This window comes from Pseudarthrobacter humi (genome assembly GCF_024294965.1).
In the GTDB taxonomy this organism is placed as follows: Bacteria; Actinomycetota; Actinomycetes; order Actinomycetales; family Micrococcaceae; genus Arthrobacter; species Arthrobacter humi.
In genome coordinates this window covers 96,436-122,621 of the sequence record NZ_JANCLV010000001.1, presented here as the reverse complement: position 1 = coordinate 122,621, position 26,186 = coordinate 96,436, and the positions used below count along the sequence as shown (strand labels likewise).

Genomic DNA, 26,186 nt, shown 5'->3' with positions numbered 1-26,186 from the left:
CCCCCGGGGAATAGCCACCTGCACACCTTTGGCCGCAATGTTTAGTGCGGTTGACCAGCGTCCGTCTATCCTTGTTCCATGGCCATTTCCCTCGCCACCCTGCTCGGCGTGCACTCCCTCCACCTGTCCAATGCAGGCCTTGCCGAGACCACCTGGCACGAGGACATCAACTGGGTCGCCGTCACGGAGCTGGAGGACCCGCAGCGTTTCCTCAGCGGCGGCGAACTGGTGCTCACCACCGGCATGCGCCTGCGGTCCGCGCCCGAGCAGCGGCGCTTCGTGCGGCAGGTCCAGCGCGCCGGAGCAGTGGGCATCGGGTTCGGGACAGGACTGACGCACGACGCCGTCCCGCCGGCCCTGATTGCCGAAGCCAACCGCTGGGGGCTGCCGATCGTCCAGGTGCCGTACGAGACTCCGTTCATTGCCATCGGCAAGCTGGTGGCGGAAGCGCAGGCCGCTGATCATGTCGCCAAGCTGGAGCGCCTGATCGCGGGCCACCAGATCCTGGCCCGCGCCCTCCTCACCGGCGGCGGCCTCACCCAGCTCCTGAAGCATCTGGGCGGGATGCTGCGGACTGAAATTGCACTCACCCAGTTCACCGCCCACCTGTACAACAGCGGCGCCGAACCCCCCTCCGCGGACACGTGGACGTCCTACCCCATCCCCACCGGCCGCCGTGATGCCTGCACGCTGTGGGTCCGCCAGCCGTTCGAGGATTCGGGCATCATCGGCTACGCCCAGAACCTGATCAGCGTGGAGCTGAACAACATGGTCAAGCACCGCCAGGCCCAGCGCGCCCTGTGCGGCCAGGTGCTCGAGGACGTCATCCACGGCGCCCTGGAGACCAGCGAGGCCCAGCGGCGGCTCGCCGGCGTGGGCCTGAACAGCACACGCAAAAACGTGGTGCTGCTGGCGGTGTCCGCCGCCCATCACAAGGCCCTGGTGAGCACCTCGGTGCCGCAGCCGCTGGAGAACGCGGTGGCCGCCGTCGTCGGGAAGGACCTGGCGGTGGTGATTAACGACGACGGCGGCGCGGCACCTGCGCTGGCCAGGCGCCTCAGCGATCACCTGGCTGAGGCCGGGATCCACGCCACGATCGGCATCGGCGGCGCGTACACCAAGCCCAACGGCCTGCGCTGGAGCTACTTCGAGGCCCGCGATGCGGCCAGCCACGGGCTGCCGGTGAACGAGCCGGAACGCCTGAGCCTGACCTCCCTGCTGCTGGCCAGCGAAGACGTTCCCCTGGCCGACATGGCCCACGAGTCGCTGAACCCGCTGCGCGCGTTCGACGCCGCCCACGGTGCGGAGCTGGTGACCACCCTGGAAAGCTACCTGAACAACAACGGTTCCGTGGCCGCCGTCGCCGAAGCCCTGACACTGCACCGGAACACCGTGCGGTACCGGCTGGCGCAGATCACCGAGCTCACCGGCTACGATCCTTCAGTCACGGCGGACCGTGTGCAGCTGTGGCTGGCGCTCGCCGTGTCGCGGCTCGGAGCGCGGCAGGCCAGGTAGGCCCGCTGCCCTAAATGACCTTCCCCCGCAGGACCTTGCGGGACTTCTTGCGTTCCTTCAGGTATTCAGCTTCGGCGTCGGCCGCGAGCTGCACCTGCCGGGTATGGAGCGTGACGTAGGCCGATGCGACGGACTCGGGCAGGTCCGGCGCCGCCGCCAGCTTGGCCAGCAGGTCCCGGGCCACCACGCTGTCGTGGAAATCGCCGAGGATCTGCTGCTGGCGGTGCGCGGCCTTGGCGATTTTCGTGGCGTGCTTGCCGTGGACCGGCTCCACGGACTCCGCCACGTGCCGCAGCCGTTTGGCGTCCTTGCGCACCTGGTGCAGCGCCGTCTCGTGCTCGGCTCCCCTGCGTGTCCGCTTGGCTGTCCTGGCCGCGCGCTCCAGCCTCTTGGCTGCCTTGGCCACCAGCTTGACCGCCGCCTTGCGGGCCGGGGCTGAAGCGCCCGGGCGGACCGGCGGGTTGTCAAGGAACGCCTCGAGGCCGTCCAGGAGTTGGAAATAGCGCGCGGAAACCATCGCCATCTGGAGTTTCCGGTGGGCTGCGTCCCGGCTCGCTCCCAGGTCATCCTCCAGCCGGCCCTTCACCGCCGAAGCCAGTACCGGGGGCAGCTCCGCCATATGCCCGCGAAGGCGGTCCAGCATGACTTCAGCGTCCCGCGGCACGCCCAGCACGCGGCCAAGCCATTTGAGCTCGGTACCGAGGTGCCGCACAGCCAGGGCATTGTAGAACCGTCGGTAGGCTTGCAGCGCCGAACGGGCCCGACGGGTGGCCGAGCGGAGGTCGTGCACAGCCTCGGGTTCCTCCAGGCGGACGCCGGGATCGTGCGCCAGGATCTCCCTGGTCTGCCCAGCCAGGTAGGCGGTCAGGAGGTCCGACACAGGCCCCTTTTTGCCAGGACTTTTCGGGCCGGGACTCTCCGGGCCGGCAGCGCTACCGGACTCCCTGGCAGGCAGTGCCAGGACTCTTGCCAGCTTGGAGCCGTGCCTGGCCGGGTGCGCCCCGGCGGCCGCCAGGATTTCCTCAGCGGCCGGGAACAGTTCAGGACTCCCGTGCACCAGCTCGAGCTCCCATTCACGCCAGTGCCGCGTCCGGGCCTCGCCCTCGGGCGCCGCCGTGTCCCCCGCCGCGGCGCCCGCAGCACCGAGCAGCTCTGCGCTCACGCGGTCATCCGCCAGGTCCGCCAGGTGGACACCGTCCTCGCCATATAACGCATAGGTGGTCCGCTGGGTTTTCAGCCGGACCACCGGGGCGGCGTCCTCGCCGCGGAGGTAGGCCAGCACGTGCGCCAACAGGCTGTCAGGAACGACGCCGGGCTGGCCCAGCGGGGCGTGCAGCTCGCGGCGCCGCCGGGGTTCAGAGCCGGAGCCGCGTGCTGCGTCGCCGGACTCTTCGTCGGGTCCGGGGCCGTCCGCGGTCAGCTTCAGGTGCCAGCCGGCGTCGACTCCGCCGGTGCGGCGGCGAAGCGTGATGTCACGGGAGGCGAGCGTGTGGGTTTGCGTGTCGAAATACACCGCTTCCAGGGTGTCCACGTGGGGCTCCCCCACCCGGGTGACCCCGGGGATCTCCGCGAGCGACGGCACCTCGGCGTCCTGACCGACGTCGTACTTCTTTTCGACCTCAACTGCCTGCGAAGCCATGACCGGCCGTCCTTCCACGTTGATGGGCGCCAGATCCTGCCGGGCGATTTCCCTTGAGCCGGTGGCTGAACTCTGGTGGCCCGAGTCTATGCCCGCAACATTAACGGCCGGGAGAGGTTCACCACAGAACCCTAGACATCAAACGTCAAACGTCTAACCTTAAGACATGACTGTTGCCCCTTCAGATGCCCCGACGCTGTCCGACGCGCCGCCCAAACCGCGCTCCGCAGTCGTCTTCGGAGTCATTGCGCTCGTGCTGATTGGGCTGAACCTGCGGGCGGGGATCGCGGGCGCGTCTGCCCTCCTCCATGATTTTCAGCAGGTCCTGGGCTACGGACCGCTGGTGGCGGCGCTCATTCCGTCCATCCCGACGCTCTGTTTTGCGGTGGCGGGCGCGGCGACGTCGTGGCTGACCGGGCGGCTCGGCGTCGAGAAGGCCATCCTGCTGGCACTTGGATTCCTGGCAGGCGGGCTGCTGCTCCGCGGGATACCGGCAACGGGCATGCTGGTGGCGGGCACCGTGGTGGGGATGTCCGGCCTGGCGGTCTGCAACGTGGCCATGCCGTCGTTCATCCGCGAGCATTTTGCCCGCCGGACGTCGGCGATGACGGCGCTGTACACCGTCACCATGACCACCGGCGCCACCGTCACCGCCGTCGCCGTGGTCCCGCTGGCACTGACGCTCGGCTCGCCGTCCGCCGCGGTGGGCGCGATCGGATTCCTGGCGGTAGCTGCTTTCCTGGGCTTCCTGCCCGTCGTTCTGCAGGCGCACCGCACCAGCGTCCGGAGCACGGCACCCCGCATTTCCCCGTGGCCACTGCTGCGTACCCGGAAGGGCCAGCTGCTGACCGCCATCTTCGCCCTCCAGGCGCTGCTCGCCTACTCACTGATCAGCTGGTTCCCTTCCATCCTGATCAGCATGGGGCTCAACGCGGCGGACAGCGGCCTGCTGTATGGTCTGATGCAGCTGGTCTCCGTGCCGGCCGGCATGCTGGTGATCGCCATTGGCTCCCGGCCCCGAATGCTGCGCCCCGCACTGTATCTGGTCAGCCTCATGATGGTGGCCGGGATGGCGTCGCTGCTGTTCCTGCCGGTGGACCTGGCCATCATTCCCGCCGTCCTGCTCGGATTCGGCCTGGGAATTTTCCCGCTCGTGATGGTAATGATCAGCCGGAGCGGTACCAGCACGGCCGAGACCACCGCCCTGTCCACCCTGGCGCAGTCCACCGGCTACCTGCTGGCAACAGCAGGTCCCTTCGGTGCGGGACTGTTGTTCGGTGCTACCGGCAGCTGGACCCTACCGTTGGCAATCCTGCTGGTCATCGCCGTGGTCCAAGTGGTGGTGGCCCACCTCATCTCGCGTGCCCCCTTGTCCGGCCTGAAGAAGTAGGACGCCATGACCCTGAGCACTTCACACCGCCAGCCCCTCGCCGACGAGGTCACCGCCAAACTCCGGCAGATGATCCACTCCGGCGAGTGGCCCCTTGACCAGCGCATCCCCGCCGAGCCGGAACTGATGCAGGGCCTGGGCGTCTCGCGCGGCACCTTGCGCGAGGCCATCAGGGCCCTGGCCCACAGCGGGATGCTGGAGGTCCGCCGGGGCGACGGCACCTACGTCCGCGCCACCAGCGAGATGTCCGGCGCCGCCCGGCGCATGTACCAGGACCACTCGGACGAACACATCCTCGAGGTCCGGCTGGGCCTGGACACCCAGGCCGCGCGCCTGGCCGCCCGGAACGCAACGGCCGACGACGTCGCCGCCCTCCGCGCTGTCCTCGCCACCCGGGAAGTCGCCTGGAACGCCGGTGACGTCGAGGGTTGGGCGCGGGCCGACTGGCACTTCCACGCGCGCGTGGCCCAGGCCACCGGGAACCCGCTGCTGCACGAGCTCTACGTCAGTTTCGGCGACGTGTTCCACCAGGACCTGCTCAAGCAGCAACGCAAGGGCCGACTGGACGGCCTCACGTACGAAGGCCACGGCGCCCTGGTGGACGCGATCGAGGCCCACGACGCCGACGCCGCGGTGGCCAGCGTCAACCAGAACCTGAACACCTGCGCGGAGTGGCTGCGGGCGTAGGCCCAGTTCCTGCCTGGTGGCCCAACTAGGTCGCAGTAGGTGTCGTTATGAGCGCTGATAACGACACCTACTGCGACCTAGTTTCAGGGGGGCGCGCGGAGGCGGGGTTCTCCGCAGGCCAGCCCCATCAGTAGGCTTACTACCTGACGCAGGTAGTTACGCCCCGGGTGCCGCCCGCATCCTGGATGCCAGCCGATGACCAGGAGTTTCGATGTCACGAGCAACCCACCCGGCCCCGAACGAAGAGACGCCGGGCGAAGAAGCCCCGGGTGAAGTGACGCCGGCGAAGCCGCGGGAGCGGAAGCCGCCCGGCGCGCTGTGGGCCGATGGACTCGGAAGAGTGGGGATCCGTTCGGCCCAGGTCCTGCTGATCCTGGCAGTGGCCGTGGCCTCGGTGTACGCCCTGATGCAGATCAAGCTTCTGGTCATTCCGGTCCTGATTGCCCTGATCCTTGCCGCGGCCATCGGCCCGTTCGTCAACGTGCTCCGCCGCCGCGGCCTGCCGGGCGCCGCGGCCACGGGAGTGGCGTTTGTGGCGCTCCTGCTCCTGCTGGCAGGCGTTGGGACGGTCATCTACTTCTCCGTCCGGAGCCAGTGGGCCGAGCTGGCGCAGCAGGCCTCCTCGGGACTGGACGAGCTGGAGCAGTTCCTGCTCACCGGTCCGGTTCCGATCGACCGGGAGCAGCTGGACCAGGCCCGGGAGGGGATCATTCAGTTTGCCACCAGCAGCCAGGTCCGCTCGGGTGCCATCACCGGACTGTCCGTGGTGACGGAGTTCCTGGCCGGAAGTGCCCTGATGGTGGTGATCCTGTTCTTCTTCCTCAAGGACGGCGCGAAAATCTGGAACTTCTTCCTGCGTCCCTTCAGCGGGCAGCGGGAAGCAAAACTCCGCCGGGTGGGCAGCCGCACGCTCGAAGTCCTGGGCGGCTACGTCCGCGGCACCGCCATCGTGGCCCTGGTGGATGCCGTGGCAATCGGCGCGGCGCTCCTGATCCTCCAGGTTCCGCTGGCGTTCCCGCTGGCCATCATCATCTTCATGACTGCTTTCATCCCGCTGGTGGGAGCCACAGTGGCCGGCATCCTCGCGGCCCTGGTGGCCCTCGTGGCCAACGGTCCGGTGGTGGCGCTGATCGTGGTGGCCGTGGTGATCGCCGTGAACCAGTTGGAAGGCGACCTGCTGCAGCCGATCGTGATGGGCAAGTCACTCCAGCTGCACGCCCTGGTGATCCTGATGGCGCTGACTGCCGGCACCATCCTGGCGGGCATCATCGGCGCGGTCCTGTCCGTCCCGATGGCGGCCGTCATCTGGGCTGTCATTCAGGTGTGGACCGCTGAGGATCCAAACCCTGAGGACATGAATCCGGACCTCCGGCCGCCCAACAGCCAGCTGGCCTGAGCCGGATTTTCAAAATCGACGCGCCTATTCCGTGGCGCACCGGAAATATCGGGTGCGCCAGCTCTTCTGCGCGTCGCCAGCCGTTGTGCGCGTCGCAACCACAACGTACGACGACGGTCCGGCACCTGGGTGCCGGACCGCCGTCGGGCGTTGCCGCGTCTTAGTGCTGCCGCTACCGCTTAGGGGCGGAGGCCCTGGAACACGTTCTTGGGCCGCTGCATCTCGCCGTGCTTCGCGCCAAGGATAATCACGGCCGCGGCGAAGGCGGGAATGGCCCACTGCAGCACCTTGAGCTGCTCCTGCGCTGATTTCAACTCGTCCGAGGCTCCTGGCCTGGGTTCGGTGGCGCCCTCGCTGCCCTGGTCCGCGAGCTTCTCCACCTTCTTGCCAAGGATGCCGGCGTAGAGCGTCACGGCGGCACCGGCGACCGTCACGGCTGTCTTGATGGCGGTGTCGCGTGCAACGCCATCCTGCTTGGCGATGCGCCCCTTGTTCTCCCAGGCGATGGCGAGGTCAGCCACGAGGTGGGAGGCGAAAGCCGCCGTCTGGACCGGAGCCCATTTCATCCAGCCCGCACTCGAAAGTCGGGTGCGCTCCGTCGGATCCTTGGCCTCCGCCGTCGCCCCGTTCAGGCCGATGGCTCCCATCAGCGCGCCGCCGAACCATGCCGCAGCGCTCAGATCGTGAATGGACCGGGCAAAAAGATTTCCTGCCATGTTGTGGCTTCCTAACGTCGAACTTGCTTCCGAGATGCCGCTGGTGCGGTCTGTACTGGCCTGTGTCCCATCGAAGTCATGGTCATGCCATCGTAAGCACACTTAGTAATATTGCGAAAGCCCGACGTTCAGCTGGACTCCGCGTAACATCGTCGCCATCCGTTCGGCCCGCACCTGCGCCTCGCCATCGGGGCGGGCTTCATCTGCTACGGCCTGTTCGCGCTGGTCCGGGCCCGGTTTGGCAGGATGCAACCCCCAAGGAAAAAGAAAGCCATGTCAACAGTTCAACTCCCCGGCCGAGGACGCCTGGAACGCGCGATTGCCGACGCGTGGCTAGCGGAACGCTGACACGCCGGTGATGTGGTTTCCAAGAATCAGGGTGTGCACTTCGTCTGTTCCCTCGTAGGTGCGGACGGATTCGAGATTGTTGGCATGCCGCAGCGGTGAATAGTCCAGGGTGATGCCGTTGCCACCAAGAATGGTCCGCGCCTCCCGGCAGATGGCAATGGCTTCGCGCACGTTGTTCAGCTTGCCTACGGAGACCTGGACCGGTTCCAGCGCCCCCGCATCCTTCAGCCGGCCGGTGTGAATGGCCAGCAGCGTGCCCTTCTGGATTTCCAACAGCATGTTCACCAGCTTCTCCTGCGTGAGTTGGTACCCGGCCAGCGGCTTGCCGAACTGCATCCGCTCCTGCGAGTAGCCCAAGGCGGCTTCGTAGGCATCGCGGGCAGCACCCATGGCGCCCCAGATGATTCCGTAGCGCGCCTCGTTGAGGCAGGAAAAGGGCCCCCTGAGTCCCCGGGCGGCCGGCAGTATTGCCGTACCCGGCAACCGCACGTCGTCGAGGGTGATGTCGCATTGGATCGAGGCCCGCATGGAGAGCTTCGATCCAATGGGGGTGGCGGTAAACCCGGCGGTGTCGGTGGGTACTATGAACCCGCGGATCCCGTCGTCGGTATTAGCCCAGATGACGGCAAGCTGAGCCACGGATGCGAGGCCAATCCAGCGCTTTGCACCGTTGATGATCCATCCGCCGCGACCGTCCGACCGGGCCACGGTGGCCATGCCGGCAGGATCCGAACCTGCGGTGGGTTCGGTAAGTCCGAAGCAGCCGATCACTTCACCGCGCGCCATCGGCGGCAGGTACTCGTTCTTCTGCTCCTCGGAACCCCACTTATGGATGGCGGTCATGGCCAGGGATCCCTGGACGCTGACGAAGGTTCGCAGGCCGGAATCGCCGGCTTCCAGCTCCATCGCGGCGAGGCCGTATTCGACGGCGGTCCGGCCGGGACATCCGTACCCTTTCAGATGCATGCCCAGGACACCCAGCTCCCCCAGCTCCGGTACCAGGTCCAGCGGAAAATGGGCGTCTTCGTACCAGGCGTTGATGTTGGGCCGGATGCGCTCTGCCACAAAACCGCGGACTTCCCTGCGCAGTGCCAGCTCGTCAGTGGTCAGCAAACTGTCCAGATTGAGGACGTCATCGTTCAGCGTTACGGTCGCAGCTGTGGTCACAGAATTCTCCTGGGGTGGGGCCGCAACCCGGTCGACTCCGGGTAGCCAGCGAGTGCTCACCACTGTGCCAGCCGAATTACTGCAGATCCAATACTTAATGGGATATCCTCTGATACCGCGAAGTCATGAATCGGGTGACGGCCCGGGCGTCGGCAGCACTTCTTCCGAGAGCCTGAGCACTTCGCGCAGCGCGGGGCTGTTATTGTCCTTGCGCCACACCAGCCGCAACTGGATGGGTTCCACGGGGTCCTCCAGCGGCAGGAACACCAACCCCGGGTATTGGAAATTATCCGGAACCGAGGAGACCGTCAGCGCCACTCCGATTTCTGCGGCCACCAGTGCCATCAGCGTCTGGGAATCCGGGGCCATTTGCACTATTGCCGGAGCGTAGCCGGCGCCATTGGCCAGTCGGTGGAGAAAGTCGTGCAGGATGGCTCCCGGGTGCTGGGGCAGCGTGACAAATGGCTGTCCCTCCAGGTCAGACATCAGCAGCGAAGTACGGTGGCTCAGCGGGTGCCCCTCGTGCAGGGCAATGACCAGCCGTTCGTTGGCCACAATCCGTGATTCCAGGGCTGCCGGAATGAAGTTCCACCGGCCGAGTCCAACTTCCATGGCGCCGCTGATCACCTTGTCCATGGCCGGCAACGCGAAATTTGAACTGTAGAGCTGAAACTCGATGCCGGGATGGGTCTCCCGGACGAGCTTGGCGAGCTTGCCAATCAAAACGTGCGATGAAACTCCTGCGAACGCCACCCGCACGCGTCCCGTTTCACCCTTGCCCACCGATGCCACCGCAACGGCGGATCTCCGGCAGGCATCCAGGATGTCCCGGGCAGGTGCCAGCAGGGCCTCGCCTGCCGCCGTCAAATGGACGGTCCGGGTGCTGCGGATAAAAAGCGGGGCCTTGAGCTCGTGCTCCAGCCGCTGGATTGCGCGGCTCAGGGGCGGCTGCGCCATGTGCAGTTTCGCTGCGGCTCTGCCAAAATGCAGCTCTTCGGCGACGGCCAGGAAGGCCCGGATTTGGTGTAATTCCACGGTCTGGCTAGCTCCGGGCCCGGCAAACGACATTGTTCATGTGCCCAACATACCCAACAGTCCGCCGTCATCGTAATGACCCTAGGGTATCAATCCAACACCGAATACGTATTGGACGTGCATCAATAGTCTTGCGAGGGTTAGGTGACGTAGACCACACGCCGGAGGAAACAGATGAAACAGCCGATCACCGACCCAACGGGCCGCGAAGGTGCGGGCCGTGGCGCCTCGCGAAGCAGACGGGGAGTTGATGAGGTTTTCGGCCGCTCAGGTTCCGGTCCGCTCAGCGGGATCGTCATTGCGGATTTCAGCCGCGTGCTGGCAGGCCCATACGCCACCATGCTCCTGGCAGACATGGGGGCAACAGTGATCAAAGTCGAGGGCCCGGACGGTGATGACACCCGCTCCTACATGCCACCGGTTCGCGATGGTGAAGCCACCTTCTTCCTCTCCGTGAACCGCAACAAGCACTCCATTGCCCTTGACCTGAAGGATCCCAAGGACCTCGAGGTTGCCCGGGATCTGGTGAGTGCCTCCGATGTGATGATTGAAAACTTCAAGCCCGGAAATATGGAACGGCTTGGGCTGGACTATGCCACAGCGGCGGAGCTGAACCCGGAGATCATCTACGCGTCGATTACCGGCTTCGGCACTGGTGCCGGAGCCCACATCCCCGGCTACGACCTGCTGGTGCAGGCAGCCTCGGGCATGATGAGCCTCACCGGGGATCGGGACACGCAACCGTTTCGTGCCGGAGTGGCTCTCTTCGACGTCATCACGGGCCTGCACGCGGCTATCGGAATCCTGGGCGCCCTGCACCACAAGGACCAGACAGGCGAAGGCCAACTCGTGGAACTGAACCTCCTGAACTCCGCCCTTTCCGGCATGGTGAACCAGTCCGCGGCGTACGTCACAGGAGGCGTGGTGCCCACCCGGATGGGAAATGAGCACCCCAGCATGTACCCGTACGCGCCTATGCAGACCGGCGACGGCATGATCATCATCGCCACCGGCAATGACGCCCAGTTCGCGAGACTCTGTGCAGCGTTGGCAATGCCGGAAGTGGCCGCGGACCCGAAGTTCGCCAAGACGCTGCAGCGCAATGCCAACCGGGACGAGCTCCGCGACATGCTCCACAGCCGGCTGGCCTCCCAGTCTGCCGATCAGTGGTTCACGCAGCTCTCCGACGCGGGGCTGCCGTGCGCCCCCATCCAGGACGTCCGCGGCGGCATCGAATTTGCCGAGCGGCTCGGCCTGGAGCCGGTGGTCTTGGCGGGTACGGGATCGCGCAAGATCCCAACGGTCCGGCATCCAGTGGCCTACTCCCGCACACCCGTCGACTATGAGCTGGCGCCGCCGGAGCTGAACAACGGCTCGGACCTGGTCCGCGGCTGGCTCCAGTCGCAGAAAGCCCTGGCCCATGCCTGAACCCTTCCGAACGATGGTCTCCCCGCGCTGGTCCGACCAGGACCTCAACGGCCACATTAACCATGCCGCCGTCGTCACACTCCTGGAGGAATCGCGGATTCGCTGGCGGTCGGGTCATCCGTGGCCGGCGGGCGCTCCCACAGTGGTGGCCGCGCTCGAGCTGAACTACCGCAGACCTGTGACCCATGGCGAGGACCTGACCGTGGACCTTTGGGTTACCAGGATCGGTTCGTCTTCCTTCACCCTCAACTGTGAAGCCAGGCAAAACGGCCTGCTTGCTGTCGACGGACGGACGGTACTCGTTTCGGTCATCCCGGAAAACGGGGCGCCGCGGCCGCTTGAGGAACCGGAACGCCGCTGGCTTGAAGACTTCCAAACCGAAGCGCACCAGCATTCCACCCGCAAACCAATGGAGCAGATGTGATCACACCCGACCAAGCCGACAGCGGCACGGATTTCTACCTTATGGACGAGTTCCTCACCGCCGAGGAGCGCGAGCTGAGGGGCAGGGTCCGGAATTTTGTGGACAAGGATCTGTTGCCTGTCATCAATGGCTACTGGGAACGGGCAGAGTTCCCGTTCGAACTCATCCCCAAACTGGCGGCGCTCGGAATCATCGGGTCCACCATCCAGGGCTTCGGCTGCCCCGGGCTGAGCCGGCTCGCCGCCGGTATGGTGGCCACCGAAATCTCACGCGGTGACGGGTCAGTTAACACCTTCCTTGGAGTCCAGTCCGGCCTGGCCATGGGCACCATCAACATGCTGGGCAGCCAGGAACAGAAGGAACGCTGGCTCCCGGAAATGGCTGCGCTGGGAAAGATCGGCGCCTTCGCGCTGACAGAGCCGGACCACGGGTCAGATTCGGTGGCCCTGGAAACGAGCGCCCGGCGTGACGGCGATAGCTACATCATCTCCGGGCGCAAACGCTGGATCGGAAACGCCAGTATGGCCGACGTCGTGATTATTTTTGCCCGCGATGCGGACGACGCAAAGGTCAAGGCCTTTGTGATGGAAAGGAACGACGACGGCACGTACCCTGCGGGTTACAGCACCGAGGTGATCACCGGCAAGATCGGCAAGCGCGCCGTCCTGCAGCCGGACATCACCCTGGACAACGTCAGGGTGCCCGCGCGGAACCGTCTTACTGAGTGCCACTCCTTCAAGGACGTGACCCGGGTGCTGACGTCCACCCGCAGCGGGGCCTCCTGGGAATCGCTTGGTCACGCAATTGCGGCATACGAGGCGGCCGTGGCGTATTCAAAATCCCGCCAGCAGTTCGGCAGGCCGATTGCCAGTTTCCAGCTTGTGCAGAACAAGCTGGCCAACATGCTGGCTGAGCTCACCGCCATGCAGCTGATCTGCTTTAGGTTGGCGGTGCTGGCCGAGGACGGCCGCATGACCGGCCCGATGGCCTCGCTGGCCAAGATGCACACGGCACAAAAGGCACGGTGGATCTGCTCGGAAGCAAGGGACATGCTGGGCGGAAACGGCGTGCTGCTGGAAAACCACGTGGCGCGGCATATGACGGACATGGAAGTGGTCTCCACCTACGAGGGCACCGATTCCATCCAGTCCCTCCTGGTGGGCCGTGAAATCACCGGGATCTCAGCCTTCAGCTAGGCCCGGACCAAAACGCAAACGAAGGAAAAGCCATGAGCAGATTCAAGAACAGGGTGGCAGTTGTCACCGGCGGCGCGCAGGGAATCGGCGCCGCCACCGCACTGAGGCTCGCCACCGAGGGTGCAACCGTGGTGGTCCTGGACCTCAACGCGGACGGCGCCAAGGCAACAGCGCAGCAGATTTCCGCCCACCGCGAGGTGGTGACAGCGGGCGGCCAGGCCGTTGCCGCCGTCTGCGACGTCACGGATGAGCCCGCCGTTGATCGTGTTTTCGAAGAAATCCACAACGAGTTCGGCCGCCTGGACATCCTGGTGAACAATGCCGGCATCACCCGCGACAATCTCTTCTTCAAGATGAACCTCAGTGAGTGGGAGGCCGTGGTCACCACAAACCTGACCAGCGCCTACCTCTGCTCCCGGGCCGCGCAGCGTTACATGGTGCCGGCCAAGTACGGCAAGATCGTTTGCCTGAGCAGCCGCAGCGCACTGGGGAACCGCGGTCAGGCCAACTATGCCGCCGCCAAGGCCGGCATCCAGGGCCTGACGTCCACGCTTGCCATTGAGCTGGGCCCGTTCAACATCAATGTCAACTCGGTGGCCCCCGGCTACATTGCCACGTCCATGACCGCGGCAACGGCGGAGCGTGTGGGGAGCAGCCCTGCCCAGCACCAGGAAGAGGTGGCCGCCCGGACTCCCCTGGGACGCGTCGGCCAGCCCGAGGAGATAGCGTCCGCCGTCGCCTTCTTTGCCAGCGACGACTCCTCCTACGTTTCGGGGCAGACCCTCTATATCAATGGCGGTGCCCGCTGATGACGGAAGCCTTTCTCGTCGGCGGCGCCCGCACGCCTGTCGGTCGGTACGGAGGCGCCCTCGCCGCAGTCCGGCCGGACGATCTGGCCGCCCTGGTGCTTCGGGCGGCCGTCGCCAGGGCTGGATTGGATGCGTCGAGCGTCGATGAAGTCATCCTCGGCTGTGTGAACCAGGCGGGAGAGGACAACAGGAACGTCGCCCGGATGGCCGTGCTGCTGGCCGGATTCCCGGACACAGTCCCCGCCGTGACCGTCAATCGTCTCTGCGCCTCCGGACTGACCGCCATCAGCATGGCCGCCCAGTCTGTGCGCAACGGCGACGCAGACATCGTGGTGGCAGGTGGTGTGGAATCCATGACCCGGGCGCCCTGGGTGCTGGCGAAACCAGAGAAGCCCTTCGCCAAGCCCGGTGAACTCGCGGATACCTCCATCGGTGCACGGTTCGTCAATCCGCGCATGAAGGAGTGGCCCAACGCCACCATGACCATGCCGGAAACAGCTGAGGAAGTGGCGGCACGGGAGGGCATCTCCCGGGCGGACGCGGACGCGTTTGCGTTGCGCTCGCATGACCGGGCGCTCGCCGCGATCGACGCCGGCCGGTTCCGGGATGAGATTGTGCCCGTACCCGTACCTGGCCACCGGAGTGGGCCGTCGTTGGTTGATACGGATGAGGGGCCGCGGCGCGGTTCCGGTCTGGACGCCCTCTCCGCGCTCCGGCCGATTGTGAAGCCTGGCGGCATTGTGACGGCCGGGAATTCGAGTCCCCTCAACGATGGCGCGTCGGCCATTGTGGTGGCCAGTGGCGAGGCTGTTGCGCGGTGGGGGCTGACGCCGCGGGCCAGGATAGTCACCAGCCAGGTGGCCGGCGTTGCCCCGGAAGTGATGGGCATCGGGCCGGTACCGGCAACGCAGAAGGCATTGGCGAAGGCGGGGTGGACGCTTGACGGTATTGGCGCCGTCGAACTCAATGAGGCTTTCGCCTCCCAGTCGTTGGCGTGCATGCGTCTGCTGGGACTTGATGGAGGAACCGTAAATAACGACGGCGGCGCGATCGCTTTGGGGCACGCGCTGGGTTCCTCGGGATCACGGATCGTGGTCACGCTGCTGGGCCGGATGGAACGCGAAGGCTCGTCCCGGGGCCTGGCCACGATGTGTGTGGGCCTTGGGCAGGGCGTGGCCATGCTGCTGGAAAGGGTATGAGATGAGGATTTTTGAGAACGCCGCGGAGCTTGAGGAAGCGGCGGGCCAGGAGCTCGGGGTGAGCGGCTGGCACCAGCTGCAACAGGAACAGATCCAGGCGTTTGCGGACGCCACGCTGGACCATCAGTGGATACACGTTGATGAGGACCGGGCAGCCAGCGGACCCTTCGGTGCCACGGTTGCACACGGGTACCTGAGCCTGTCGATGCTACCGTATCTTGGGGCCCAGGTGTACAGGGTCCAGGGCGCGGCGATGGTGATCAACTACGGGCTGAATAAAGTCAGGTTCCCGGCTCCGGCCACGGTCAATTCGCGCATCCGGGACCGGCTCACGTTGAAATCCGTGACCGCCACCGAGCATGGGAGGCAGCTGGTCTTCCTGCATGAGATCGACCTTGAAGGCTCGGCCAAACCTGCCTGCATCGCGGAGACCGTTGCCCTGCTGAGGAGCTGACCCGCCGGCAGGACCGCAAGACATTCACTGCCCGCGAGGTGGATTTCCCTCTCGCCCGGGCCACATCCGAACAATGACGTTACGGCAGAGCCTGCTAACTGGCTCGTCGCTAAGGAGAACCTCCGTGGCTACAGAAAACCTGCAGTTAAAAAATGCGGCCTCACCACCGCAGACCACAGTCCAGGAACCGAACGTGCCTCCGGCTGAACTTCGCCGCACCGCCATATCCTCGTGGCTTGGCTCGGCGCTGGAGTACATGGATTTCACGCTCTACACGCTGGCGGCTGCCCTGGTCTTCGGGCCGCTGTTCTTTCCGAACGCGGACCCTGCCATGGCGCTGCTGGCCAGTTTTGCGGCCTACGGTTCAGGATTCCTGGTCCGGCCCCTGGGTGGCATTTACTTTGGCTATCTGGGTGACAGGTACGGCCGGAAGTTCGTCCTGATCATCACGCTGGCCATGATGGGGGTGGCCACCCTGGGCATGGGCCTGTTGCCAACGTACGCCCAGATCGGCGTCGGGGCGCCGATCATGCTGGTGCTGCTGCGCTTGATCCAGGGGTTCGGTGCGGGCGCGGAGCTCTCCGGCGCTTCGCTGCTGCTGGTGGAATCCGCACCCAACGGACGCCGTGGCTTTTACGGTGCGGTGGTGGCCATGGGAACCGCCACCGGTGTCCTGCTGGCCAGCTCCATGTGGCTGTTACTTTCACAACTGCCCAAAGACCAGTTCCTGAGCTGGGGCTGGCGTATTCCGTTCCTGCTGAGCATCGTCACTACGCTGATGGCCCTGTACCTGCGGCGCTCCATCAGCGAATCCCCGGTCTTCGAGATAATCAAGGAACGCAGGGCGGCGCTGCGTGCGGAAGAAAAGCAGCAGGGCGTGTGGCGGGATGTGGCCGATGCCCGGAAACCGTTCCTCGTGTCTTTGGGCATCAAGCTGGGTGAGAACGGCTCGGTGTATCTGGTGAAGGGCTTCCTGATCGGATGGACCGTGTCTGTGGTCAAGATGGATGCCAACATCGTCACCACGGGCGTCATGCTTGGTTCGATAATGGGCATCGCCACGGTCCTGCTGACAGGCAAACTCACGGACAGGTTCGGCCGCAGAAAAGTTTGGCTATGGCTCTCGGCGTTCCAGTTTGCGTTCACGATTCCGGCCATGCTCCTCATTGAAACCCGGAACCCCATACTCGTGGCACTTGTGTTCGTGATCTACGTTGGCGGCCCCCTTCCCAATATGTATGGCGTTGAGTCCACGTGGCTGGTGGAAATGTTCGGTTCCAAGCGCAGGTTCTCCTTCATGACCACCGTCAAGGAAGTGGGATCAGTGCTCTCCGGCGGGCTTGGCCCCATCATTGCGGCCGCGGTGGTGGCCGCCACCGGCCCCGGCTGGCTTCCGGTTGCCGCCATCCTCATGAGCTACGCCGCCATCGGCTGGATTTCCGGGTACTTTGCACCGGAGACCAGGGGGCGGGACCTCAACTCGGAAGCGGATGCCTGCTGACGGGAGATAAAACCAACGCGGGGTCACTCCCTGCCCAATAAACCGTGTTTATTGGGCAGGGAGTGACCCCGCGTTGCTTTTGGGGGCGCCGGTTAGACGTTTGCGGCCACGCCGTCGCGGGAGATGGCCACCATGTCCTCGCGCGGCACCACCTTGATGCGCTCACGCTTGACTTCAACGCCGTGGGATCCGCCGGCCTCGGTGGCCGCAGCACCGAGCGCGAGCTCGTGCGCGTCCAGCGCCAGCCAGCCTTCCCAGCTGGTGAACTTCACGCCGCGGGCGTCGAGGAGTTCGACGACGGCATCCGCTTCGGGAACAGCGGCGACCGGAAGGTTTTCGCGGTCTTCCAGCAGGTACGTCACGGTCTCGAGCGCGTCGCCCTTGGTGTGGCCGATGAGGCCCACCGGTCCACGCTTGATCCAGCCGGTGGCGTAGATTCCCGGCACGTGGGTGCCGGCGGCGTCCAGGACGCGGCCGCCGTCGTTCGGTACCACGCCCTTCTTGTGGTCGAACTCGATCTCCGGCAGGGCCGAGCCGAAGTAGCCGATCGAGCGGTAGACGGCCTGGACGGGGTAGTCCACGAACTCGCCGGTGCCGCGGGCGTTGCCGGTGCCGTCCAGCTCGGTGCGCTCGAACTTCATGCCGGCCACCTTGCCCGGCGTCGCGGCGTCGTCGTAGATTTCCACCGGGCTGTGCAGGAAGTGCAGGTGCAGGCGGCGGGAGGCGGTGAGCTCGGAGAGGTCCTCGGGCTGCTCGGCGATCCAGTTGGTGAGCGTGCCCACCATGGTCTTGACCTGATTGTTGCTCTGGATCAGGCGGTCCGATTCCTCGTCGAACTCGAAGTCCTCGGCGTAGAGGATGATGTCCACGTCCTTGGAATGGGACAGCTCGCGGAGCTCCAGCGGGGTGAACTTCACCTGGGCCGGGCCGCGGCGGCCGAAGACGTGCACGTCCGTGACGGGCGAGTTCTTCAGGCCGGCGTAGACGTTGTCCGGGATTTCAGAGACCAGGAGGTCGTCGGCGTGCTTGGAGAGGACACGGGCCACGTCCAGGGCCACGTTGCCGTTGCCGATCACGGCGATTTCCTTGGCGTCCAGCGGCCATTCGCGGGCGACGTCGGGGTGGCCGTCGTACCAGGAGACGAAGTCCGCGCCGCCGTAGGAGCCGTCCAGCTCGATGCCCGGGATGTTCAGGTCCGCGTCCTTGATGGCGCCGGTGGCGAAGATGACGGCGTCGTAGTGTGTGCGGAGGTCCTCGATGGAGATGTCGGTGCCGTAGTCCACGTTGCCGAAGAAGCGGATGTCGCCGCGGTCCAGGACCTTGTGCAGGGCGTTGACGATGCCCTTGATGCGCGGGTGGTCCGGGGCCACTCCGTAGCGGATCAGGCCGTAGGGTGCCGGGTAGCGGTCAAAGAGGTCGATGCTCACGGTCAGCTCGCCGCTCTTGACGGCTTCGCTCTTGGTGAGGATGTCCGCGGCGTAGACGCCGGCCGGGCCGGAGCCCACAACGGCAACGCGCAGCGGACGCTCGGCAGATCCTACGGAGGTGCTTGATGACACGGCTGTGTTCCTTTTGTTCGTTCCGGCCCAACTAGGTAGCAGCAGATGTCGTTATGAGGGCTCAAAGCGACATCTGCTGCTACCTAGTTGGGTGGGTGGCTAGGTGGTGAGGGCTCTTGCGGTGGTACGGGGGCTGTTCGGGGTGGTGGTGCTGTAGTCCGCTGTCCTGAAGTGCGGCGGCGCGAACGGGCTGACGCGGACCACGTCGCCGATCACAATCACGGCAGGATTTGCGACGCCGGTGGCTTCCGCCTGGTCGGCGATGGAACCGAGGGTGCCGATCGTCACGCGCTGATCCGGCAGATAGCCGTTCTCAACGATGCCAACTGGAGTGTCCTGAGGCAAACCGGCGCCGGCCAGGGCAGCGGCGGAATCCCGAAGTGCGGCCACGCCCATCAGCAGGATGATGGTGTGATCTGCACGGGCGGGGACCTCGGACAGCTCCTCGTGGCCGGTGACCACACTGAAGCCCTTGGCCAGGCCGCGGTGCGTCACGGGGATGCCGGCGGCGGCCGGGACAGAGATCGCGGACGTCACGCCGGAAACCACTTCCACCTCGACGCCGTGCTGCCGGCAGTATTCGGCTTCCTCGCCGCCGCGGCCCAGGACGTACGGATCGCCGCCCTTGAGCCGGACCACGCGGTGCCCCTTCAGGGCTTCGTCGACGAGGATGCGGTTGATCTCCGCCTGCGGCACGGGATGGTGGCCGGGGGTCTTGCCCACTTCGATGACGCGGACGTCGGGAGCCAGTTCGTTGAGCAGTTCGCGCGGGCCGAGGCGGTCTGCCACCACGACGTCGGCCTGGCCGAGCAGCCGGCGACCGCGGACGGTGATGAGCCCGGTGTCGCCGGGCCCGCCACCCACAAGGGCAACGGAGCCAGCAGACGCCCGACGGCGCCGCAGCGGGAGGTCGCCGGTCTCCAGTGCGGTGGCGACGGCGTCGCGCAGGGCCATGGCGCGGCGCGGGTCGCCCCCGGCGTTCACGGCGATCTGCACGTCATCAACCACAGCGACGGCGGGCGTCCACGCGGCTGAGGCTTCGTGGTCGGAGGCGTTGACGCACCAGATGCGCTGCGCCTCGGCGTCGGCCGCCACCTGGGTGTCCACGGCGGGATCGCCGGTGGCCGTCTGGACGAACCAGACGCCGTCGACGTCGGACGAAAGGTAAGTGCGCGGCTCCCAGGTGAGGAGGCCGGCGTCGGCCAGTTCCCGGAGCGCGGCGGAGGCAACGGGAGCCACGACGGTGACCCTCGCACCGGCGTCGAGCAGACCCTTGGCGCGGCGGGCTGCCACAGGGCCACCGCCCACCACCAGCACGGGGCGGCCGAGCAGCCGCAGTGCTGTGGGGTAAATATCCTGAATTGCCATGAATCAACGGTAGGGCCGCGCCGTTTCACCAACAACGGCAGCGGAAACACCAGTTCACGTAAGGTAACTCTGCGTCACATACGTTCGGGCCGCCACGGGCCGCCACGGTGCGCCATCGGTGCGCCATCGTGGGGCACATTGGCCGCGATGAAGGCCATACCCCGCTCGATCACCGGCGCGTCCGTGTCAAAGTGCCCCTGTTTGGTTGCCGGCGGGGCTAGTCCTCAGTGGGCGGAGCTCCGTGCTGCAAAGCCTGTTGGAGAAGGGCTCGGGCGGTCCAACGCTGGGAGGCCACGGCCTCGTCGCGGCTCAGGCCGCCGATGTCCGTCAGCCAGGCCAGTGATTCGATGCCGGTGGCGCTGCGGATGGCCAGGACCAGCCGGTGTATGTCCGTCTCCGCCATCTGACCCTGGAGCGGTGACAGTGCCTCGGCGATCCACGTGATGGCCCGGCCCTGGCGCAGGGGCAGGCTGCGGCGCTCGTCGGCGGTCTGCGCCAGCGAGAGCCGCAGCATGGTCCGTTGCTGCGCTTCGGTTTCGAGGATCATCCGGGTGAACTCCACAACGACGGCGTCCAGCCGCTCCGCGACGTCGGCCGGCGGATTTTCGGGCAGCAACGATGTGGCGGCGGTTTCCGGATGGGCGGCAGCCAGCAGCTCCCGCTGCCCAGGGAAGTACCGGTACGCGGTGCTGCGGGCGACCCCGGCCACCAGCGCTGCGTCGTCCACTGTAGGCGCGGCGCCATCCGCCACAAGCTGGCGCGCCGCAGCGACCAGCGCATCAAGGGTGCGGCGCTTCTGGCCCGTGCGGCCGACGTCTGCGTAGGGTCTTGACATGCTCTTCATGGTACTCCAGTCTTGTTGTGGGACAGCAGTCCCATAAGTCTTCCGACCACACTCGAGGCAACCACCATGAAGACGAAGAGCTCAGCATCCGCAGTTGTCCTCCAGCCCGGCGAAGGGGCCAGGCGCTGGTTCTTCGGCGGCGGAGTGCAGACCTGGAAGGCCACGGAGGAAGACACCGCGGGGGCCTTCCTGCTTTTCGAAGTCGAGATGGCCCTGCACAAGGTGACGCCGATGCACACCCACCCGGACTCCGACGAAACGCTGTACATCCTGGCCGGCGAGATCCTGATGAATATGGACGGCACGGAGCATGTCGTCGCAGCGGGTGGCGTGACCATCGCGCCGCGAGGTGTCCCGCACGCTTTCAAAGTCCTCCAGGAGGGGACCCGCGTGCTCTGCCTGCACACCCCCGGCGGCGCCCAGGCCTTCTACTTCGGCGCGAGCGAACCGCTCGATGACGGCGAAGGAACTGGAATTGTCGACTTTGACCGCATCCGTGAATCAGGGCAGCTGAACGGCGGCATCGAGATCGTCGGGCCGCCGCCGTTCCCTGCTGGTTAGTTGCGGTCTATTCTTCAATGCCGGCCACGAACCGGCCGCGGTTGATGATCAGCCGCTGCAGGTAGTGGCGCAGGACCAGTGCCTCCACCAGCCGGCCCAGGATCCCGAACGGAGCCGCGAACTCCACCCGGTCCGTCATGATGCTGCCGGTGGCCGTGGCCTCAAACTCGTGGACGTGGCGGAAGGATTTGAACGGGCCCCTGACCTGCTCGTCCGTGAAGCTGCCGGGGAAGTCCAGGGCGGTGATGCGGCTGGTCATCCTCAGCGGGACGCCGAAATGCCGGGCCTGCCAGGTCACTTCCTGGCCCTCGCCGATCAGGCCTGACGTGACCCCGCCTACGGCGCGTTCACCGGCGACTTTCTGGGAATCTAGGTGCGTTTCAATACTGCGTGCGAGATCGAACAGGCGCTCCCGCGGGAGGGCGGACGCCGTGCGGCACACGAAGCTGACAGTCATGGCGCCAGTCTGCCAGAGTCCGTCCAGCCCAGCCGATCGCCGTCGTGGGGCACATTGGCCGGGATTTGGGCGCAGACCATCCCGGACCGCGGCGTGTCCGTGTCAAAGTGCCCCACTTCGGCGGGTCGCACCAACAGACAGCAGAGCCCGACGCCGGGACTCGCCGTCGGGCTCTGCTGGGCACTAACAACCAACGCGGGGTCAGATCCGGCCCAATAGACGGTGGTTATTGGGCCGGATCTGACCCCGCGTTGGAGGGAGGGTCAGCGGGTGCTGCCGGCGAGCAGGCCGCGGCTGCGGAGGAGGCGCTTTTCAATCGGGGCGAACACCAGCAGTTCGATCAGGATGCCGACGGCCAGGATCAGCAGGATCGCGGCCATGACAACCGTCATGTCGGACAGGACCCGGCCTTGGTCAAGCAGTGAGCCGAGGCCGAAGCCGATGGTGCCGCCCACGGCGATGATTTCCGCGGCCATGAGCGACCGCCAGGAGAATGCCCAGCCCTGTTTGAGCCCGCTGAGGTAGCCAGGCAATGCGGCAGGCAGGATGATTTGCACGGCCATCTGGAAACGGTTGGCACCCAGGACCGTGCCGACGCGGCGGTACTGCGGCGGGATCTGGTCCACGCCGGAGATCAGCCCGTTGATGATGGACGGGATCGCACCCATGAACACCACGAAGTAGACGGTGGCATCAGTGAGGCCGAACCAGATGATGGCTGCGGGCACCCAGGCTACGGACGGCAGCACCTGAAGGCCGGAAATCAGCGGCCCGAAGGCACGGCGCAGCGGCGCAACCTGGGCCAGCAGCAGCCCCACCGGCGTGGCGATGGTAACGCTGATCAGGAACCCGACCAGCCCGCGCTGCAGCGAGGTCCACACCGCTTCCTGCAGCTTGGCCTCGCCCCAAAGCACACCGATCTGGCCCAGCACGTCCAGCGGACCGGGAACCAGGTCGCGGCGTTTGACGCCCAGGGAGACGTAGAACTGCCAGACCAGGACAAGGACCACCAGGGCCGCGACGGGCAGGAGCACCCGGCTCCAGTCGATCCGGTTCTTGCGCGCGGCGTCGGACTGGAGCGAATCCAGCCCGGCCTCGAGCTCGCGCAGGTCCTCATGCCCGGTGGAAGTGCGGGTCAGGGCAGCGTGGACTTTGCGGGTTTCCGGCTTGTTCTCAAGAGGCTCGGCCACCGGTTCGGTCTCGGCGAGGGGCGTGGGGTTATTTGGCATGGCGGCGAATCTCCTCCCGCAGCCGGGCGGTGATGACCCCGGTCAGCTGTCCGGCGAGGCCGGCGTCGGTTCGGTGTTCCTCAGTGACGGCCCACTCCTGGACCACGCGGCCGGGGCGGGATGACAGCAGCAGCACACGCTGGCCCAGCCGCACGGCCTCGCGGACGTTGTGGGTGACAAAAACGATGGTGCGCCCGGTTTCCTTCCAGATGCGTTCCAGCTCGTCGTGCAGGAGGTCGCGGGTGATGGCGTCCAGGGCGGCAAACGGCTCATCCATCAGCAGCAGCTGCCGGTCCTGCGACAGGGCACGGGCCAGTGCCACGCGCTGGCGCATGCCGCCGGACAGCTCGTGCGGGCGCTTGTCCCCGGCCTCGCCGAGGTGCACGAGCTCGAGCAGCTCATCGGCCTTGATCCGGCGTTCAGTCTTTCCAACACCGCGCAGCTTCAGGGCCAGCTCGATGTTTTCCCGCGCCGTCAGCCAGGGGAAAAGGGCGGCGTCCTGGAACATAAAGGCCGCCCCGTCGCTGGGCACTTCGAGGGCGCCCGACGTCGGAACCTCCAGGCCCGCCATGATGTTCAGCAGGGTGGATTTGCCGCAGCCGGACGCACCGAGGAGGGCTACGAATTCGCCCGCGCCGATATTGGCGTTGACGTCGTCCAGCACCGGGGCGCCGTCGCCAAAGCGCTTGCCCAGGTTTTCCAGTACGACTGGCATGGTCCCGTCCTTAAGTAGTTGGTGCGGTAAGTGGCGGTCAGTCCTGGCCAAGGCCAGCCGCTGAGGCCCGCTCGGCGGTCCCGGTGACTTCGTTCAGGGCACGGAGGTCGAACAAACCGGTGATGTCCGCCTGCTTGGTGGTGCCGGCTTTCACACCGTCTTCGAGGAGCTTGGGGTAGGTTCCCGCGAGCGGATCCACCGTGAACACCACGGTCTGCAGGGCACGGTCAAGGACATCGGCGGGAAGCGCCGCGCCTGCCGATTCCTGCAGGGCGCCGTTGATGACGCTTGTTTTCTCTGCTGCAGGCGCGCCATTCAGCCAGGCCACGGACTCCACGTGGCCGCGCAGCAAGGCTTTCACTGTGTCCGGGTGCGCGGCGGCAAATTTCTTGTTCACGATCAGAATGGTGGTGGGGAACTCGCCGGCCTTGCCGGAGAGCGAGCCGTCCCAGAGGTCCTTTTCGTCCACCAGGACCTTGGCTCCCGCCTGGAGCACCAAACGGGACGCCCACGGCTCAGGCAACCACGCGCCGTCGAGCTTTCCGTCCTGGAACAGTTTCAGTGTCTGGGCGTTTTCCGTGGGGTTAATTGAAACGTCGCCGCTGCCGTCCACGTTCGTTTTGTAGCCCTGCGAGCCGAGCCACGCGCGGAGCGCCACGTCCTGAGTGCCGCCGAGCTGCGGCGAGGCCAAGGTCTTGCCCTTGAGGTCCGCGGCGGAGGTGATCTCGGGACGCACCACCAGCTGCGCCCCACCTGCGGCGGCGCCCGCGATGACGCTCACGGACTCCCCCTCGCTCTTGACAAACGAGTTGATCGCGGGATTTGGGCCGATGTATGCGGCGTCGATCGCGCCGGCGTTCAGAGCCTCGATCGCGGCAGGCCCGGCGTTGAAAGTTTCGGTGCTGAGCTTGGTGTTGCCCAGATGCCGGGCGAAGATCCCCTGTTTCACGCCCACCAGGGCGGGGGCATGGGTCAGGTTTCCGAAGTAGCCCAGCTTCAGTTCTGCAGCCGGAGTGGGCGCGGGTATGGATGCTTCTGCCGCCGTATTACGGGAAATGGACGACGCCACCACCGCGCCGGCGGCGATCAGGAAGACCAGCACGATGGCCAGGGCCGCCTCGATGGCGCGCTTGCGCTTGGGTACGGCGCTTTCGCCTGCCACGATGCGGGTCATCCCGGGCTTGGAACTAGTCATTGTTTCACCATAGGGAGTGACCTAAACCCATTCAATGAAGCAGAAACGGGGGGTCACGCGGGTTCATGCTACGTCACATTCCGGGCCCGGCTCAGTCCCCCTTGACGTTGATCAGCTGCCGCAGTTTGTGCCGCACCCTGACCAAGTCAGCAGCGTCCCTCATCACCACATCGATGGGCTTGTACGCCGCCGGAATTTCGTCGATGAACGCCTCGGTGGCCCGGAACTCAATGCCCTGCATGGCCGTCTTCAGCTCGGCCAGCGAGAACGTTTTGCGGGCAGCCGTCCGGGAGTACTCGCGGCCGGCCCCGTGCGGGGAAGAGTTCAGCGAGACGGGGTTCCCCAGCCCCTCAACCACGTACGACGCCGTCCCCATGGACCCGGGGATAAGTCCCGGATCGCCGTGCTCGGCTCTGATCGCCCCCTTCCGCGATACCCACACGGACTTGCCGTAATGCGTCTCCTGCTGGGTGAAGTTGTGGTGGCAGTTGATCCGCTCGCGCTCCGTGACATGGCCGCCCACCCAGTGCCCGAACTGAGTAATGACGCGGTCCATCATTTCCTCGCGGTTCAGGAGGGCGAAATGTTGCGCCCAGCGGAGTTCCTTGATGTAGCGGACGAACTCGCTGGTACCCTCCTCCAGGTAGGCGAGGTCCGCGTCGGGCAGCCTGGTCCCGCGCTTCCGGGTCACCTGCTGGGCGACGCCGATGTGGTGCTGCGCGATCTTGTTGCCCACGCCCCGCGAGCCCGAGTGCAGGAACAGCCAGACGGCGTCGGTCTCGTCGGCGGAAATCTCGATGAAGTGGTTGCCGGAGCCCAGCGAGCCCAGCTGAAGCTCCCACTTTTCGACGTACTGGGCCGGGTTGAAGCCGGCCTTGGCCGCCAGCTTCCGGAGCTCGGCAAGGCGCGGTTCGGCAGTGTGCTGGATGCTCCTGTTGTTATGCCCGGCGGACAACGGAATGGCCCGTTCGATGTCCTCGCGCAGCCGTTTGCGGTCCTTGGGCAGGTCCTTGACCGAGTACTGGGTCCGCACGGCGATCATGCCGCAGCCGATGTCCACACCGACCGCGGCCGGGATGATCGCGCGCAGGGTGGGAATCACCGAGCCCACGGTGGCGCCCTTGCCCAGGTGCGCGTCCGGCATCAGGGCCAGGTGCGGGTAGATGAACGGCAGCGTGGACGTGGCCAGCGCCTGCTCGCGGGTCTTGGCGTCAAGGATCGAGGCCCAGCTGATGAGCTTGCTGTTCATGGTCTCCACCGCGTCGCCTCCCACTGTTAAGGATACGGAAACGACGAAACCGCGGCTTGTTCGCAAAACCGGCCCGTGAAGGCCAGGATCTGCGAACAAGCCGCG

Annotated in this window: 24 protein-coding genes and 1 pseudogene; 13 read left to right on the top strand and 12 right to left on the bottom strand. The window is 66.0% G+C overall.

What is annotated here, in order from left to right:
• The first annotated feature begins 78 nt into the window (after nucleotides 1–78).
• Nucleotides 79–1,515, top strand: coding sequence for a PucR family transcriptional regulator (locus NFC73_RS00615; RefSeq protein WP_254746799.1), 1,437 nt, complete (start codon nucleotides 79–81; stop codon nucleotides 1,513–1,515).
• A gap of 10 nt (nucleotides 1,516–1,525) precedes the next feature.
• Here NFC73_RS00615 and NFC73_RS00610 read toward each other — a convergent pair whose 3' ends face one another.
• The gene (locus NFC73_RS00610) at nucleotides 1,526–3,154 is read right to left on the bottom strand and encodes a CYTH and CHAD domain-containing protein (protein ID WP_254746797.1); all 1,629 of its coding nucleotides are present in this window, start codon (nucleotides 3,152–3,154) and stop codon (nucleotides 1,526–1,528) included.
• Between the two features lie 166 nt (nucleotides 3,155–3,320).
• Between NFC73_RS00610 and NFC73_RS00605 the strand changes: the two genes are divergently transcribed.
• The 3 genes from NFC73_RS00605 to NFC73_RS00595 all read left to right on the top strand — a co-directional run bounded on the left by NFC73_RS00605 (nucleotide 3,321) and on the right by NFC73_RS00595 (nucleotide 6,627).
• Complete coding sequence (locus NFC73_RS00605; protein ID WP_254746795.1) at nucleotides 3,321–4,544, top strand: MFS transporter; 1,224 nt, start codon at nucleotides 3,321–3,323, stop codon at nucleotides 4,542–4,544.
• Between the two features lie 6 nt (nucleotides 4,545–4,550).
• Entirely contained in the window at nucleotides 4,551–5,231 is a 681-nt protein-coding gene (locus NFC73_RS00600) for a FadR/GntR family transcriptional regulator (protein WP_254746793.1), read from the top strand.
• Nucleotides 5,232–5,442: 211 nt separating this feature from the next.
• Nucleotides 5,443–6,627 carry an AI-2E family transporter gene (locus NFC73_RS00595; RefSeq protein ID WP_254746791.1) on the top strand — a complete coding sequence of 395 codons (1,185 nt, stop codon included), beginning with the start codon at nucleotides 5,443–5,445 and terminating at the stop codon, nucleotides 6,625–6,627.
• A 179-nt stretch (nucleotides 6,628–6,806) separates the two neighbouring features.
• Here NFC73_RS00595 and NFC73_RS00590 read toward each other — a convergent pair whose 3' ends face one another.
• Entirely contained in the window at nucleotides 6,807–7,343 is a 537-nt protein-coding gene (locus NFC73_RS00590) for a hypothetical protein (protein ID WP_254746789.1), read from the bottom strand.
• Nucleotides 7,344–7,493: 150 nt separating this feature from the next.
• On the opposite strand from NFC73_RS00590, the pseudogene NFC73_RS20920 reads away from it, so the two are divergent.
• Nucleotides 7,494–7,592 (top strand): annotated as a pseudogene (locus tag NFC73_RS20920) (DUF1206 domain-containing protein); the annotation flags it as partial.
• Nucleotides 7,593–7,676: 84 nt separating this feature from the next.
• Here the strand turns inward: NFC73_RS20920 and NFC73_RS00585 are convergent.
• Both NFC73_RS00585 and NFC73_RS00580 read right to left on the bottom strand, forming a co-directional pair.
• Nucleotides 7,677–8,858 (bottom strand): acyl-CoA dehydrogenase family protein, encoded by a 1,182-nt coding sequence (locus NFC73_RS00585; RefSeq protein WP_254746787.1) that lies wholly within the window; start codon nucleotides 8,856–8,858, stop codon nucleotides 7,677–7,679.
• Nucleotides 8,859–8,981: 123 nt separating this feature from the next.
• Nucleotides 8,982–9,893: a LysR substrate-binding domain-containing protein gene (locus tag NFC73_RS00580; protein ID WP_254746785.1), complete on the bottom strand. Its 912-nt coding sequence runs from the start codon at nucleotides 9,891–9,893 to the stop codon at nucleotides 8,982–8,984.
• 174 nt (nucleotides 9,894–10,067) lie between these two features.
• Between NFC73_RS00580 and NFC73_RS00575 the strand changes: the two genes are divergently transcribed.
• The 7 genes from NFC73_RS00575 (at nucleotide 10,068) to NFC73_RS00545 (ending at nucleotide 16,904) form a co-directional block, all read left to right on the top strand.
• Nucleotides 10,068–11,321, top strand: coding sequence for a CaiB/BaiF CoA transferase family protein (locus NFC73_RS00575; protein ID WP_254746783.1), 1,254 nt, complete (start codon nucleotides 10,068–10,070; stop codon nucleotides 11,319–11,321).
• Nucleotides 11,314–11,745 carry an acyl-CoA thioesterase gene (locus tag NFC73_RS00570; protein ID WP_254746780.1) on the top strand — a complete coding sequence of 144 codons (432 nt, stop codon included), beginning with the start codon at nucleotides 11,314–11,316 and terminating at the stop codon, nucleotides 11,743–11,745. The genes NFC73_RS00575 and NFC73_RS00570 overlap by 8 nt, the downstream gene beginning before the upstream one ends.
• Before the next feature lie 41 nt (nucleotides 11,746–11,786).
• On the top strand, nucleotides 11,787–12,941 hold the full coding sequence (locus NFC73_RS00565; RefSeq protein WP_254747511.1) for an acyl-CoA dehydrogenase family protein: 1,155 nt from the start codon (nucleotides 11,787–11,789) through the stop codon (nucleotides 12,939–12,941).
• Between the two features lie 32 nt (nucleotides 12,942–12,973).
• On the top strand, nucleotides 12,974–13,750 hold the full coding sequence (gene fabG / locus NFC73_RS00560) for a 3-oxoacyl-ACP reductase FabG (RefSeq protein ID WP_254746777.1): 777 nt from the start codon (nucleotides 12,974–12,976) through the stop codon (nucleotides 13,748–13,750).
• Nucleotides 13,750–14,949, top strand: a complete 1,200-nt coding sequence (locus NFC73_RS00555) for a thiolase family protein (RefSeq protein ID WP_254746774.1) — start codon at nucleotides 13,750–13,752, stop codon at nucleotides 14,947–14,949. The genes fabG and NFC73_RS00555 overlap by 1 nt, the downstream gene beginning before the upstream one ends.
• 1 nt (nucleotide 14,950) lies before the next feature.
• Nucleotides 14,951–15,403 (top strand): MaoC family dehydratase, encoded by a 453-nt coding sequence (locus tag NFC73_RS00550; protein WP_254746771.1) that lies wholly within the window; start codon nucleotides 14,951–14,953, stop codon nucleotides 15,401–15,403.
• A 124-nt stretch (nucleotides 15,404–15,527) separates the two neighbouring features.
• Nucleotides 15,528–16,904 carry an MFS transporter gene (locus NFC73_RS00545; RefSeq protein WP_254746768.1) on the top strand — a complete coding sequence of 459 codons (1,377 nt, stop codon included), beginning with the start codon at nucleotides 15,528–15,530 and terminating at the stop codon, nucleotides 16,902–16,904.
• Between the two features lie 92 nt (nucleotides 16,905–16,996).
• Here the strand turns inward: NFC73_RS00545 and NFC73_RS00540 are convergent, their stop codons facing one another.
• The 3 genes from NFC73_RS00540 to NFC73_RS00530 all read right to left on the bottom strand — a co-directional run bounded on the left by NFC73_RS00540 (nucleotide 16,997) and on the right by NFC73_RS00530 (nucleotide 20,666).
• Nucleotides 16,997–18,463 carry an FAD-dependent oxidoreductase gene (locus NFC73_RS00540; RefSeq protein ID WP_254746765.1) on the bottom strand — a complete coding sequence of 489 codons (1,467 nt, stop codon included), beginning with the start codon at nucleotides 18,461–18,463 and terminating at the stop codon, nucleotides 16,997–16,999.
• A 99-nt stretch (nucleotides 18,464–18,562) separates the two neighbouring features.
• A complete protein-coding gene (cobA, locus tag NFC73_RS00535; protein ID WP_254746762.1) occupies nucleotides 18,563–19,831 on the bottom strand; it encodes a uroporphyrinogen-III C-methyltransferase in 1,269 nt (422 codons plus the stop codon).
• 217 nt (nucleotides 19,832–20,048) lie between these two features.
• Nucleotides 20,049–20,666, bottom strand: a complete 618-nt coding sequence (locus tag NFC73_RS00530) for a TetR/AcrR family transcriptional regulator (protein ID WP_254746759.1) — start codon at nucleotides 20,664–20,666, stop codon at nucleotides 20,049–20,051.
• Between the two features lie 75 nt (nucleotides 20,667–20,741).
• Here NFC73_RS00530 and NFC73_RS00525 point away from each other — a divergent pair, with 75 nt between their 5' ends.
• Nucleotides 20,742–21,236, top strand: coding sequence for a cupin domain-containing protein (locus NFC73_RS00525; RefSeq protein WP_254746756.1), 495 nt, complete (start codon nucleotides 20,742–20,744; stop codon nucleotides 21,234–21,236).
• 7 nt (nucleotides 21,237–21,243) lie between these two features.
• On the opposite strand, the gene NFC73_RS00520 is transcribed toward NFC73_RS00525, so the two are convergent.
• The 5 genes from NFC73_RS00520 to NFC73_RS00500 all read right to left on the bottom strand — a co-directional run bounded on the left by NFC73_RS00520 (nucleotide 21,244) and on the right by NFC73_RS00500 (nucleotide 26,090).
• Nucleotides 21,244–21,693: an SRPBCC family protein gene (locus NFC73_RS00520; protein ID WP_254746753.1), complete on the bottom strand. Its 450-nt coding sequence runs from the start codon at nucleotides 21,691–21,693 to the stop codon at nucleotides 21,244–21,246.
• A 263-nt stretch (nucleotides 21,694–21,956) separates the two neighbouring features.
• Nucleotides 21,957–22,922 (bottom strand): ABC transporter permease, encoded by a 966-nt coding sequence (locus NFC73_RS00515; RefSeq protein WP_254746750.1) that lies wholly within the window; start codon nucleotides 22,920–22,922, stop codon nucleotides 21,957–21,959.
• On the bottom strand, nucleotides 22,912–23,637 hold the full coding sequence (locus NFC73_RS00510; RefSeq protein ID WP_254746747.1) for an ABC transporter ATP-binding protein: 726 nt from the start codon (nucleotides 23,635–23,637) through the stop codon (nucleotides 22,912–22,914). The genes NFC73_RS00515 and NFC73_RS00510 overlap by 11 nt, the downstream gene beginning before the upstream one ends.
• A gap of 37 nt (nucleotides 23,638–23,674) precedes the next feature.
• Nucleotides 23,675–24,811, bottom strand: coding sequence for an ABC transporter substrate-binding protein (locus NFC73_RS00505; RefSeq protein ID WP_254747510.1), 1,137 nt, complete (start codon nucleotides 24,809–24,811; stop codon nucleotides 23,675–23,677).
• A 112-nt stretch (nucleotides 24,812–24,923) separates the two neighbouring features.
• Complete coding sequence (locus NFC73_RS00500) at nucleotides 24,924–26,090, bottom strand: RtcB family protein (protein ID WP_254746744.1); 1,167 nt, start codon at nucleotides 26,088–26,090, stop codon at nucleotides 24,924–24,926.
• Nucleotides 26,091–26,186: the final 96 nt, after the last annotated feature.